The sequence below is a fragment of the Bradyrhizobium acaciae genome, assembly GCF_020889785.1.
Taxonomy (GTDB): domain Bacteria; phylum Pseudomonadota; class Alphaproteobacteria; order Rhizobiales; family Xanthobacteraceae; genus Bradyrhizobium; species Bradyrhizobium acaciae.
In genome coordinates, this window is the sequence record NZ_JACMYK010000191.1 from 1 (window position 1) to 12,143 (window position 12,143).

10 protein-coding genes and 5 pseudogenes are annotated in these 12,143 nt (G+C 58.8%); 7 read left to right on the forward strand and 8 right to left on the reverse strand.

From position 1 onward, the window contains the following. The coding region (locus H8A92_RS37055; protein WP_229200213.1) for a transposase at positions 1-336 on the reverse strand (336 nt) is incomplete at its 3' end. Positions 337-468: 132 nt separating this feature from the next. On the opposite strand from H8A92_RS37055, the pseudogene H8A92_RS37060 reads away from it, so the two are divergent. Next, positions 469-1,534 (forward strand): annotated as a pseudogene (locus H8A92_RS37060) (IS630 family transposase); the annotation flags it as partial. Positions 1,535-1,564: 30 nt separating this feature from the next. Here the strand turns inward: H8A92_RS37060 and H8A92_RS37065 are convergent. Together H8A92_RS37065 and H8A92_RS37070 are read right to left on the reverse strand one after the other, a co-directional pair. Then, complete coding sequence (locus H8A92_RS37065) at positions 1,565-2,461, reverse strand: carbon-nitrogen hydrolase family protein (RefSeq protein WP_229200214.1); 897 nt, start codon at positions 2,459-2,461, stop codon at positions 1,565-1,567. A 381-nt stretch (positions 2,462-2,842) separates the two neighbouring features. Beyond that, a complete protein-coding gene (locus H8A92_RS37070; RefSeq protein ID WP_229200215.1) occupies positions 2,843-3,319 on the reverse strand; it encodes a nuclear transport factor 2 family protein in 477 nt (158 codons plus the stop codon). Between the two features lie 396 nt (positions 3,320-3,715). On the opposite strand from H8A92_RS37070, the gene H8A92_RS37075 reads away from it, so the two are divergent. From H8A92_RS37075 to H8A92_RS41275, 4 genes and pseudogenes are all read left to right on the forward strand, one after another. Next, entirely contained in the window at positions 3,716-3,958 is a 243-nt protein-coding gene (locus H8A92_RS37075; protein ID WP_229200216.1) for a hypothetical protein, read from the forward strand. Positions 3,959-4,315: 357 nt separating this feature from the next. After that, complete coding sequence (locus H8A92_RS41265) at positions 4,316-4,609, forward strand: transposase (protein WP_420831422.1); 294 nt, start codon at positions 4,316-4,318, stop codon at positions 4,607-4,609. 59 nt (positions 4,610-4,668) lie between these two features. Further along, a pseudogene (locus tag H8A92_RS41270) lies at positions 4,669-4,851 on the forward strand (transposase); the annotation flags it as partial. A 100-nt stretch (positions 4,852-4,951) separates the two neighbouring features. Then, on the forward strand, positions 4,952-5,215 hold the full coding sequence (locus H8A92_RS41275; protein WP_420831423.1) for a transposase: 264 nt from the start codon (positions 4,952-4,954) through the stop codon (positions 5,213-5,215). 304 nt (positions 5,216-5,519) lie between these two features. On the opposite strand, the gene H8A92_RS41105 is transcribed toward H8A92_RS41275, so the two are convergent. Both H8A92_RS41105 and H8A92_RS37090 read right to left on the reverse strand, forming a co-directional pair. Continuing rightward, on the reverse strand, positions 5,520-6,365 hold the full coding sequence (locus H8A92_RS41105; protein ID WP_229200217.1) for a Crp/Fnr family transcriptional regulator: 846 nt from the start codon (positions 6,363-6,365) through the stop codon (positions 5,520-5,522). A gap of 914 nt (positions 6,366-7,279) precedes the next feature. Next, a pseudogene (locus H8A92_RS37090) lies at positions 7,280-8,192 on the reverse strand (transposase); the annotation flags it as partial. A 152-nt stretch (positions 8,193-8,344) separates the two neighbouring features. Between H8A92_RS37090 and H8A92_RS37095 the strand changes: the two are divergent. Both H8A92_RS37095 and H8A92_RS41110 read left to right on the forward strand, forming a co-directional pair. Beyond that, a pseudogene (locus H8A92_RS37095) lies at positions 8,345-8,737 on the forward strand (chorismate-binding protein); the annotation flags it as partial. Continuing rightward, positions 8,734-9,066 (forward strand): glutamine amidotransferase-related protein, encoded by a 333-nt coding sequence (locus H8A92_RS41110; RefSeq protein ID WP_338026692.1) that lies wholly within the window; start codon positions 8,734-8,736, stop codon positions 9,064-9,066. The pseudogene H8A92_RS37095 and the gene H8A92_RS41110, both read left to right, overlap by 4 nt. Before the next feature lie 155 nt (positions 9,067-9,221). Here the strand turns inward: H8A92_RS41110 and H8A92_RS37105 are convergent, their stop codons facing one another. The 3 genes and pseudogenes from H8A92_RS37105 to H8A92_RS37115 all read right to left on the reverse strand — a co-directional run bounded on the left by H8A92_RS37105 (position 9,222) and on the right by H8A92_RS37115 (position 12,042). After that, positions 9,222-10,271 carry an ABC transporter substrate-binding protein gene (locus H8A92_RS37105; protein ID WP_229200218.1) on the reverse strand — a complete coding sequence of 350 codons (1,050 nt, stop codon included), beginning with the start codon at positions 10,269-10,271 and terminating at the stop codon, positions 9,222-9,224. A 336-nt stretch (positions 10,272-10,607) separates the two neighbouring features. After that, positions 10,608-10,952: a hypothetical protein gene (locus tag H8A92_RS37110; RefSeq protein ID WP_229200219.1), complete on the reverse strand. Its 345-nt coding sequence runs from the start codon at positions 10,950-10,952 to the stop codon at positions 10,608-10,610. After that, positions 10,952-12,042: pseudogene (locus H8A92_RS37115) on the reverse strand (IS5 family transposase). Before H8A92_RS37115 ends, H8A92_RS37110 begins: the two are co-directional and overlap by 1 nt. Between the last annotated feature and the right edge of the window lie 101 nt (positions 12,043-12,143).

Consider the following 12,143-nt stretch of genomic DNA (forward strand, 5'->3'; position numbering starts at 1 on the left):
CGGCAATGAGGTGTCATCAATAACCAGCACCGCATCCCTGCCGCCGACAAGTCGGTCCGCCTGGTTGAGCAGCTCTGTCTCCAGCGGCGTCGCGTCCCAGACACCGTCCGCAATGAAATGGTGCAACTGGTCGTAGTTGCTCGTGGCAAGGCGTTCCGCCATCGGCTGAACGCTCTTGCGATCGCCCGGACCGATCAATCCCGCAACATACAGTGGACACATCCGCTGCCGGGTCTTGTGACCAAACCGGTCCAAGAACGGCTTCAGCCAGCGTTCGAGTTCGTCTTCCCATTCCGCCATGGTCAGCCCTCCAAGAGCCGACCACCCATGAATCATTGAAAAATTGATTCGGAAATCCTATAAAACGGAGCAAAACCGCCAATCTGCCAAAGTAGTGCTAGTGTTCTGTCCCGCTAGTTCGTAGCATAATAATTGCAAGTGTTTCGCGTGTCCCGATCGAGATATCGGATGCGCACCGGACACCCGAAGGCGATGCTGGCGATTTCCAGCGACGAACGCACGCTGCTCACGGCCATAACACGGTCGCGGTCGGTCCCGGCGACGCTGACGCTGCGAGCAAAGATCGTGCTTGCCTGCGAACGTGAGCCGAGCAACGCCCTCGTGGCGACGCGGCTTGGTTATCCGTCCATATACGATCGGCAAATGGCGCAATCGCTTCATCGCAAATCGCATCGAGGGTCTCTACGACGAGATGCGTACCGGCAGGCCCCGCACTGTTGAGGATGAGGCTGCGGCCGAGTAGATCACCAAGACACTCGTGCGCAAGCCCAAAGCCGCAAGCTATTGAAGCGTGCACGCCATCGCCCAAGAGACGGGAATCGCCAAAAGCACGGTTCATCGGCTCGTCCAACTCTTCCGTCTGCAACCTCACCGTACCCGCAGTTTTAAACTCTTAACCGATCCCTTCTTTGTCGAGAAGTTGCGTGACGTCGTCGGGCTCTATCTCAATCCGCCTGACGAAGCTGTGGTGCTTTGCGTTCACGAGAAGAGCCAAGTTCAGGCCCTCGTGCTTCCTATGGGACTTGGCTACATCGAGGGTGTCACCCACGACTACCAGCGTCATGGCACGACCACCTTGCTCGCCGCCCTCAACGTGCTCGACGACGAAATCATCGCTCAATGCAAAGCCCGCCATCCCCACCAAGAGTTCCTCGCCTTCCTGCGGCACATCGAACGTAACGTGCCGGACCAACTGGACATCCATCTCGTTGCCCACAACTACGCCACAAGCATCCGAAGGTCAGGGCCTAGCTCGCCCGCCGGCCGCGTTGGCACATTCACTTCACGCCAACGTAGCGCCTCCTGGCTCGATCAGGTCGAACGCTTCTTCGCGCTCATCACCCAACGCGCCATTCGGCGAGGATTGTTCAATTCCACCACCGACCTCATCACAAAATTCGACCGCTTCGTCCGCATCCACAATGCAAATTCACGTGCCTTCGTTTGGACCGCTACCGCGGATGCCATCCTCCAGAAACTCGCGAGGCTTTATCGACGAATCAGAACACTGGGTGGCTCCTGCGGCCCTGCCGAGCACCATCCGTTAGCCGTCCACGACTACTGGGAGGGAGCCACTAAGCACCTTGTAGGTATCGGCACGACGGTCTCTGATGAGGCGCGCCCCCCCACGGATGGCGGTCGTGCGCGCAAGCCCGCCACGAATATCGATTTTGGCGGTAACCAACCCGATGCGGTGGAGCCCACTGCTTGCAACAACGCGGCCGAGCGGATCGACGATCTGGCTGAAGCCAATAAAGTTCTCTCCGCCAAGTTCACCAACGAAATTCGATGAAATAAACCAACGGGCATTCTCTGCAGCGCGCACCCGATCATATAGATTGTACCATTGCACATAGAGGTTGTCTTCTCCTTCACCATAACCGGGCATTGTGGGCCACGCCGTTCCCATCACCAGCAGTTCGGCCCCGGAAAGGGTGAGCTCCCGGCACGCTTCCGGCCACACTTTGTCGTAGCAGATCAGCAAGCCGATTTTACCGAGAGGCGTGTCGAATACCGGCCATTGGCCGCCCGGCCGCCAGACAAGCGACTCTTGCATACTGACGTGAACCTTCCGGTATGATCCGATGTATCCTTGTGGCCCCGCGAGTACGAGAGTGTTGTAAAGGATGCCCGGCTGCATGCCGGCCTCGGTGAGGCCGAAGACCACGTGGATTCTGTGCTTCATTGCGACAGCGATCACCCGCCCGACAACCGGCCCATACGGCACAGTTTCGGCCGTGCGTTGAGCCTCATTGAGTACATCCTCGATGCTGGAGAAGTTCAAACACGGCGGATAGCCTTGCAGGCTGGTCTCGGGAAAAACGACTAAGGCGGCGCCAGCCCTAGCAGCCTCTTCAATGTAGGACAGATGCAACTCGAGGTTCTTGTCTATATCGTATGTCCCTGGAAACGCGCAGGTAGCGATCACGGTTTCTGACATGTCAGATCTCCCCATGGAGGGATACATTTTGCTGTAAGTGTTAGTCGGTTGCATCTGTCTACCAAAAGTGATGCGGCGCCCCCTGCGCGAAATCTTGTAAAATCACTGAATCGCAACGGTTCTTGTCACAACGGTCCTTAGGCACGATAGGTACCCGAGTTTGCCGGAGTCGTGTGGTTGAGGTAGTGCAACGCTATGCAGCGCCAAACATCACCCCGGAGCGCCAATTGCAGCGATGGTCCGTTAGTGGACTTCCGAAGAAGCCGGCCGGCAATGGCGCTGCCCGCATCCTTGGTGGCGTATGCCAGCAATTGGCCGCTCGCGGCCCAGGGGCGCCCTGCGTTAAGGCTCTAGTTGATGGAGCGTCGCGGAAGGCCACGATCAGCGTGCCCACGGGCTTGCAAACCGCGTCTCCGGCGCCTCGAAGGCCATCGGCAAAACGGTGTGCTTAGAAATCTTCCACTTTTCTGAAGTTCGTACGAACTCGTCCTCCCACACAAAAATCACGGGGTGCACTTGGGGGCACGGCCCCTGCTTCAGGTCCCACTCGGCGCGGTAAAGCGTAATGCGCGCTTGGCCGGTCGCGTGGTCGAAGTCCTTGACGTCGATCATGACCTGCGACACCACATGCCGCTGCAACAGCTTACCAGAACGCTGCCCCGCCTGTTGGTTTTGGTAGAGTGCCCCGAACTCATTACGACCGCTCAATGTTTTTCCCCGGTTCTTCAAAACCAAAGAGCCATCGTCTGTGAAGAGGTCAGCGGCCTTCACGGGTTCATCAAAGTCAACGAAATTGGCGTAGTCGTAGATTAGGCGAGTGCACTTTTGCTCGATCAAAAGCCATTCCAGGTCGTTCACTGCTTCCTCCTAGTTGCGGAAAACGGATGGTCCGCGCCGCTTGCTGAGCGTATACTGAGCGGTGTTTGCGAAGCAAATACCAATTTCGGGGGTAACAAGACCATATTGGCACTGATGTGGTGCGAAGTGGCCCCCCAAAATCGGACCGGTTGACCAATTGGATTTTTGGGCCGTTCCGTCGCAACCGATGAAGCGGAGAATGACGCAGAGGACGAGTCGGAAGATTGACGTGGCGCTCAAGGCGGCGATTGCGGTGAAGGGCGTTGCGGGAGCCATGCGACGGCAGCCCCAGGAAGAAGCAGCTTCTAGATCAGGCGGCGCGGCGTTCGAGAGCCGCAGCGGCGACGGCGCCGCCGGGAGAGCGAGATTGAGAAGCTGCACGCCAAGATCGGCCAGTTGATCATCGAGCGGGATTTTTTAGCGAAGAGGTCCGGAAGAGATGAGCGCCCCGGATCGCCGCGCGCTCGTCGATCGCAACGTGGAGAGCCGTCGGTGCGCCGGCACTGCCAGCTGTTCGGCGTCGCCCGCTCAAGCGTCTATCGGCCGCGATCTATCGCCAAGGACGATGATGATCCGGTGCTGATTCGACGGATCGATGAACTGTTCACGAGTTGGCCGTTTCTCGGCTCGCGGCGGTGACGGCGATGCTACGCGTCATGCGATCAACCGCAAGCGCGGCAGCGGCTGATGCGCAAGATGGAGGTCGAGGCGCTCGGGCCGAAGCCCCGCACCAGCAGGCCCGCGCCGGGGGCACAAGGTCCTCCCTTACCTGCTGCGAGGGCTCGCGGTCGAGTGCCCCAACCAGGTCTGCGCGGACATCACCTACATTCCGATCGGCCGCGGCTTCCTTTATCTCGTGGCGATGCAGGAAGCCCTTGACCGCTTCGGCCGACAGGAGATTTCAACACCGACAAGGGCAGCCAGTTCACCACGTCAGCTTGCGCGTCAGGCGTTTCTCTTCCGTCTCGTCCTTCACGATGAACCGGCCACCTCGGGATGCTCGGATTTGCTGCCCACCGCCCGATGGAGCTGGAAGTAGGAGGCCAGACCGGGGCCGCCTATGGCGAGAGGAGCCCCGAGCGTCTGGCGCAGCGCAACGGCTACCGCGAACCGCATTTGGGAGACCCGCGCCGGCGCATCCCCAAGCTGCGCAAGGGCTCCCAATTCCCCGGCTTCCTCGAGCCCCGCTGCATGGCCGAGAAGGCGCTCACCGCAGTGATGCAGGAAGCCTATGTGCAGGACGTCTGGACGTCTCGACCCGCTCGGTCGACGAGCTCGTGCAGGCTATAGGCATGAGCGGCATCTCCAAGAGCCAGGTGAGCCGGCTCTGAACCGAGATCGAGAACAACGTGAAGGCTTTCCCCGCCCGTCCGATCGAGGGCGACTGGCCGTATTCGTCGATCGACGCTACCTACGTGAAGGTGCGCGAGCAGGGACGCATCGTCTCGGTCGCGGTCATTGTCGCGGTCGGCGTCAACAGCGACGGCCGGCGCGTCGTTGTCGGCATGGACCTTGGTCCTTCCGAAGCCGAGACGTTCTGGACCGCGTTCCTGCGCAAGCTCGCCCGCCGCCTGCGCGGCGTCAAGCTGGTGGCCTGGATGCCCATGAGGACATCAAGACCACCGTCGCCAAGTGCTCAACGCCAGCTGGCAGCGTTGCCGCGTGCACTTCATGCGCGACGCGCTGGCCCATGCCGGCAAGAGCGGACGGCGCGTCGTCTCCGCCTTCATCGCCACCGCTTTTGCCCAGGACGATGCTGAAGCGGCGCGGGCGCAATGGCGGCGCATTGCCGATCAGCTGCGCCCCAAATTGCCTAAGCTCGTGGTGTTCCTCGACGAGGCCGAGACCGATGTGCTGGCCTATATGAGCTTCTCCGCCGCTCACCGGCCAAGCTGACTCGACGGATGAGACGGACAGGCGCTTTTTTCGTGCCCGAGACGACGATTGCGGAGATCGCTGCAAGTCCATTCTTTTGTTCGGCCGCGCTGCGGGCCATTCTTCTGTCCCGGCCATAGATCTCGCAGCTGCCACGCGGAGGGGCGGTCAAAGCCGGCCGCATTTGCGGCCACCTCACGGCTTGGCGGCAATATAGCCATGCCGGCCGCGGCGCTCCGCTAGAGGTACGGTTCGTCGCCGGCACGGTTGCAATTGGGCTGAGCGGGCGGTCACGAGAAGTTTTGCGTACCGCAAGGAGCAACGGTCAGCCCACCGACTCTTTGGCAGAGATAACAACCTCAGCGGACCGATAAGCGTCTGAGATAAGCTTGTAGCAACCGCATGCCTTTTGCTCGAGGCAGCTTGCTGCATCTATCTGCAAGACACCGCGCGCCTTGCGAATCAACCGCTGCTCTTCGAATCGGATCAGCGTTTCCGTTACGCCGGCGCGACGCAGTCCCAATACGGACGAAAGATAGTCATGCGTAACTGGAAGCACCTCAGCGTCGAGAGCATCACGCGCCAAACAGAGCCAGGACGCGAGCCGCTCTTCGCGAGTATGCCAAACGCCGCACAATCCTGTTTGGGCGCAATGCAGGCCCAGCGCTTGAACGTAGCGATAAAGGCGCTCTCGTATTTCGGGGCGCTCGTTCATCACCCGCAGCAAATCCTCAATGCGAATCCTGTGCGCGCTTCCCGGAAAGAGCACAACAGACTGATGGATCGAAAGATGCCCTCCAAATAGGACCGAAGCACCGACTGCACCGCGATGTCCGATAACCGCCGTCTCGAGGATGCTTCCCGCCGCGACCATCCTTAATGAGATGAGTCCAGATTCTATAAAGTAGACGTGATCAGGACGCCTTTTTGGCTCTTGCAGAACCATGCGTTCTCGCAGCACGATGGGCTCCAGGAATTCGCCGATTGAGGCGAGATCTTGGAGAGAGAGAGTCGCAAGAATCGTGTTACTGACAAAGGGTCGCGAATTAGAACGCCCTGCGTTAGGCCGATACAACATCGACTGCCTACCAGGCACTCCATTGTTGGTCACGGAACGTGCAGGCTCTGAAAATACATTTAACGATCGTTCAGCCGAAGTTCTGGCGATCACGCTCATCTCCCGTACGATTGCTCAAGTTTGGCCAAAGCTCACTCGGACCTATTCATGTATCTTTCGCCCCCCGCAGATGTCAGAGACCACTGCGCCGGGAGAGTTGGTTATGAGAACTCAAAATCTAGCAGCCAGAGCGGTTCGACTGGAAGCTATTGAACCACGACGACGCCAATAGCGGCTGACGCTCTCGCACCTCATGTCCGGCCAGACGAACATTGAATGATCATTGCTGTCGATTGCCCAATTCCGTGCACGGTGGCGAGAGTGTCACTCCCGATTCTCGCAAGCGAATAGCCAGCCCCCGCATGCAGCAGAGCCGTCTAACGATACCATGACGTGCGCAAAACGCATGTTTCCCGTCCCTCCTCCTTAGATCGATCGATTGTGATTTGTTCGTAGTGAACTGTGGATTAACCACGTCCGAGGGCACCAATACCATTTTCGAACAGAACAATACCGGGTCGGAATTGATGGCGAGCTTTCCGACTTCCTGATCTCGCCTGACGCCCAATCAATCAATCCAACTGCAGAACGGCGGAACGGCACATCAGTAGCTCGATGCGAGTGCCTGTATTCTCCTGGAGAGACGAATCCTGCCTTGAATCTTTTGAGCGCAGTCCACCGGATTGATTCCGCATCGATCCAGCGTTGTCGTCGATACCTACAAGCTTAACCCGCCGAACGATTGCTGGCCCGCTATCCGGCCAGCCACCTCAGCATCTTGGCGGGCGAGCATCGGCAGTATCGCCATCAGAGAAAAGCCTACGATCAGGCCTGCCGAGCTCAGGGAGCACCACCTCGACTTTCGGATGGCGCAGCAAGTTGCCAACGGCAATACCGCCTGAGACCGTCGCGACGCCGTGCGGCCCCGATCACAAGGCAAAGTGACGCAGTTTTGCGTGCAACTTAGATTATTCTGCGCCGATTAGCCTTATTCGAAGCAGATCGATTTTGCCGCGGCCGTACATCTGACGTTTGACGGGGTTGAGGCGCGTGATCTGTCCTTCGGTTTGTCCGTTCGATCAGGGCAACGTGATTGCCGCTCGGACCGCCGCCTCATCCTGCGGCCGATCATCAGGTGGAATTCGGCAATGATCTCGCAGGCCTCGGCCAACGTTTGCACGCCATCGATCGCCGCGACCGCGACGAACGTGAGCGTGTCCCGCCCGATGGTCATTAGGCGCGCGCTCGTTCCGGCCGACGGAATCCTCTGCAGGTTTGTGTTTTGGCGCTTTCCGCTCGTCGTCTGCGGGTCGCTCACTCGCTGATGACGCGGAGCGATCCTCGGAATCCACGGGCTGTTAAGCGGCGCTACAGTTCAGCTCCATTGCGGCAGCCGGAGGCCCATTGATCGTTGAGCCATGGCAAGTGCAGATCCAACGAGCTTTGCCGGGTTCGGAACACGTCGTGATGTTCGCCGCGGACCACCTGTCGCACCAGCTTCCTGTTGTGGCCGGTCTGGCGCACGATCTGTTTGATAGGTATGCCGTTCTTCGACAGAGCCAAGATGGCCGCGTTGGTCTCCTCGCGGCGCAGATAGCCCTCTTACTGGAGGCGCTCCGCAGCTGTGAGCAGCTTGGGATCGATCCTGGTCGCGTCAACCACGGTGCGTATCTGGCCCATCGATTTGCGCATGCCATCCAGGAAAGCCAGACTGGCGTTCTCCATCAGATGCCAACGATCGGCAACCTGTACTGCGTGCGGTAGAGCCTTGGCCGCGGCGTCGCCATATCCGCCACCGCAATCACGGACGACGATTGCGATCGTGGATGAGTAGAGAGCCACGCTTGCGAGCTCTGATCCACGATTCGGCAGCAGGGTGAGGTTAGATTAAATATGCGAAGAAGCCTCCGGGGTGAACGGAGGTGTGGGACCGGATTGGACGTCAAATATGACGTCCATTTGGACATCTCGCCAGTTGGGGGCAGTCAGCCGGCTTGAAGTGCTTGAAGGACACGTCGTGTGCGTTCGGAGCAATCCTGCTTGCGGCCGAAAAGGACGGTGCCGAAAATACGATGGTCGTCGATACGCTACGTGGCGACCTGTCGCGGGTATGTGCTCCGGATTCAGTCGAGGTTGCCGCTCTTTGCAACCTCGAATGTTACGCTTCGATACACCACCTCGTTGCGGAAATAGAGCGAGTTGCACGTGAGGTTTATAGCGGATCGATCGGATTCATGGGCTTCAGCGGTTACATGGACTCGAACATTGCAATCCGCACTGTGATGATGGACGATAGCCAGGCTGTGTTCCATGCGGGAAGCGGGATCACGGCGATGTTGGAGCCGGCGGCCGAGTACGACGAGACGCTCGTCAAGGCGCAGCGAATCTTCGATGCGTTCCGTGCCGACACATCGGGTGCATCTTGATTATCGTCATCGACAATTACGACTCTTTCGTCTTCAATATTGCGCGCAATTTCCGTAGACTTGGCCAAGCCACGGAGGTGATTTGGAACGACGTAGTCGACGTTAGCGATATCACTGGCCTAAAGCCGCGCGCAGTGGTGATCTCCGCCGGCCCATGCAAACGCCATCAAATCCCAAAAAACAGACTCCCCGCTCAATCGCCTATAGGCTTGTTCACGGGCGACTCGTTAAAGTCGTCCAGCCGAGGCGACAATGTGATCGCCTCGAGCACGATCCAGGAAGGCGGTCTCCACCGGGGCTTACGGTGTAGTGGTCTTCAGGGTCGGTGATCGCACTACGTCATCAGCCGCTGATGGCGGCTGATTTGTGCCGTGCTCAGGGCCTCGCTCGCTGAGCTCGCGAGATGAGTAGTTGAAAGCGTCTCCGGACTTTTACATCCGTGAGTGATATCCTACACTTCACCGTTGGACAGCGACCCGACCGATCAGGTCAGAACCCATTCCTTGAAACGTCTCGATACCGCTTCAAGGTTGTCCTCCCAATACGCGCCGTTCAGAACGACATTATTGGGATTGTTCGGATCGGGCATCCATTTTCTCACTTCGGCGCTCAGCATTGACATCGCCTTTTTGGAATTCGGAACCGTCGGGGACACACTGAATAGTCGTGCCTGGACCTCCGGCCGCACAGTGTAGGCGATAAATTTCATCGCGTTCACGGCATTCGGGGCACCCTTGGGTATAGCGATCTTTTCAGTGCCGAGCAGGTTCTGCTCAAAAGAAAACGCCATGGGTTTACGGTCGCTAGGCCGGGCTGCCTCTTTAACGCGATTTGCGTATGTATAACTGAAATCTACCTCTCCTGTTTGCAAGAGGGAGAGCGTTTGTGGAGTCGCGGTTATCCACGAGGCAATGCTGGGCTTAATACGATCGAGCACCCTGAACGCGCGATCAACATCGAGCGGATACATGTTTTTGGGCGCGACACCATCGGCGAGAAGCGCCGCCTCGAGTGTCTCATTGGGGCGATTGCGAAAGGTACGGCGGCCCGGGAATTTCTTCACGTCAAAATATTCGGCGAAATTGATCGGGTGTTTTCCTTGACCGTATTTGCTCGGGTCCCATGCTATACCGCCTGCGTACATGTCCCACGTGACGTACTCACTAGTCGGTGGGATTGCCATATCCTCCACGTCAAAGGTTGAAAGATCCAATTTTTCCCAAAAGCCTTGTTTGGATCCGGCTGCGGCCCCTTCGGCTGACGCGACAAACGCGTCCACATCTACATTCCCTGTGAGCTGCTGAACCTTCAGCTTTGCGAGGTCCGGCGTAGGGATGAGATTGACCTTAATACCCGTTTCCTCCGTGAAGGGAGTGGTCACGGTCTTGACCACTGCCTCTTCAAAACTTCCGCCCCAACTCGTGAAGGTTATCGAACCAGAATTAGCTGCGGCGCTTGAGGCCCTGAGTACCATTGGCGCCGCGAATGCGCCGGCCGCTCCGGTTAAGAACGAGCGACGCGAGAGCGTTGACACTGATTTCTCCATGATTATTCTACCACAAGCTTTTGGGACTGCATTCGCGGACGACGATGGCCGCGCACGTCGTTCAATCGAGAGCTGGTCCTAGGATCGAGGCCAAGGGGACCTAGCGCGGTCCGACTGAGGAACAGAAGCAGCAATGAAAGCTTCGCGCGCATACCGTTTCCGCCCCTAATTTATCAATTCTGCTCGTTCAGTGTGGATCGTGACTAGCTACTTCCGACGAGGCTAATACCAATTTCGTATAGATCGATACCAAACGGGAAATGATGACCTTAGTCGGTGCGTCCTCTTTCGTTACGCAAATGACCTAGCAGGCCGTTGAAGAACTCAGCCGCGTTCGCAAACGAAGGCTGAATCGTCGCCATTGTGGATGTAGAAGTGGCCAACGAGCCTGCCCGCAGTGCCGATCATGGCCCATCCGCGACCACAGGACGGATCATTCTCGTCGTGCCCCTCCCATGAGAACTCGGCGCAGGCCGATCCGTCGCGGGTGCCGTAGCGAGCATCCAGGAAGCCCTTGAGAGCCCCAAACGCTATTTCGCCATGGGACTTGCCACGGAAGGTGAGATGCGCCTCTCCGACAAGATCGAGGAAGTCGCTGTCCCAGTTGTCCATTTCGACGATGCGCCAGCGGCCGGCAAAGGCCGTGGCAAAGCCGGGCACCTTGGCCATCAACCGGTCTCCGCGATCAGCTTGGGCAGCCGCACCAGATTGTAGGCGGCCGCAGCGAAGGTAAAGGCCCATCCGACCCGATCACGGCCACGGAATCTGGTCTTCTCTTGCCCGGCGACCGTCTTGATCCAGCCGAATGCCTCCTCAATCCGCTTGCGGATGCGCTGGCTGACAGCAAACCGCCGTGCCGGGTAGTACGCCCGTCGATCGCAGAGCTACGGCCGCCGGTGTTCTGCGCAACATGCGGCGTCACGTTCATCGAGCGCAGCTCGTTGACGAAGTCTTCTGCATCGTAGGCTTTGTCGGCACCAAGCGTGATCGCTGTCGGTCGATCGGCACGAGGCTCGATCATGTGCAGCGCGGCCACCCGTTCGGCATGCCCACCGGCCTGCGTCAGGCAGGCGTCGACCAGCAAGCCGTGGCGGTTCTCCATCAGCCCGTGCCCGATGAAGCACAGCTTCGTCTCCTTGCCTTTCCCCTTGCGGTAGAGCCTGGCCTCCGGATCGGTGGTCGAAGCATGGGTGTCGTTGGAGCGCTTCTGGCCATGGAAGTTCGCTTCAGCATTGCGCCCGCCGCCTTGGGCCGGCGGCTCGCCGGAGCTATCCTTCGGTTTGACGCTCTTCATCGAGGCCCAGGCCTCGATCAGCGTGCCGTCGACCGAGAAGTGATCGCTCGACAGAAGCTTCTTCACCCTGGGCTGCGCCAGCACCGCCGCCAGGAACTTCGCCGCGATGTCGCCTTCCAGCAGCCGGTCGCGGTTCTTCGAGAATACCGAATGGTCCCAGGCTGCATCGTCGACTCCGATTCCGACGAACCAGCGGAACAGCAAATCATATTCCAACCGCTCCATCAGAAGTCGCTCCGAGCGGATCGAATAAAACGCCTGCAACAGCATCGCCCGCAGCAGCTTCTCCGGCGGGATCGACGGCCGTCCAATCGGCGAATAAAGGGCGGCGAACTCGTGCTCCAGCGCCGCCTGCGCCTCGTTCACGATCGTCCGGATCCCTCGCAGCGGATGATCACGCCGCACCCTTGCTTCCAGGTCGACGTAGCTGAACAGCTCGCCCGTTCGATTGTCGCCGCCGCGCACGCACCATCTCCGAATCTCGTCGCAGCCAATGAATCATGATCCTCGGTCGGCGGCGACCGCCTTTTTTCAACAGCCTGCTAGTCTAGCTAGCACTACTTTGG

Bases quoted from the DNA above. Each gene is read 5' to 3' on its own strand.
- H8A92_RS41265 (WP_420831422.1), top strand. From the start codon at position 4,316: ATGCTCGGATTTGCTGCCCACCGCCCGATGGAGCTGGAAGTAGGAGGC.
- H8A92_RS37065 (WP_229200214.1), bottom strand. From the start codon at position 2,461: ATGTCAGAAACCGTGATCGCTACCTGCGCGTTTCCAGGGACATACGAT.
- H8A92_RS37110 (WP_229200219.1), bottom strand. From the start codon at position 10,952: ATGGCCAAGGTGCCCGGCTTTGCCACGGCCTTTGCCGGCCGCTGGCGC.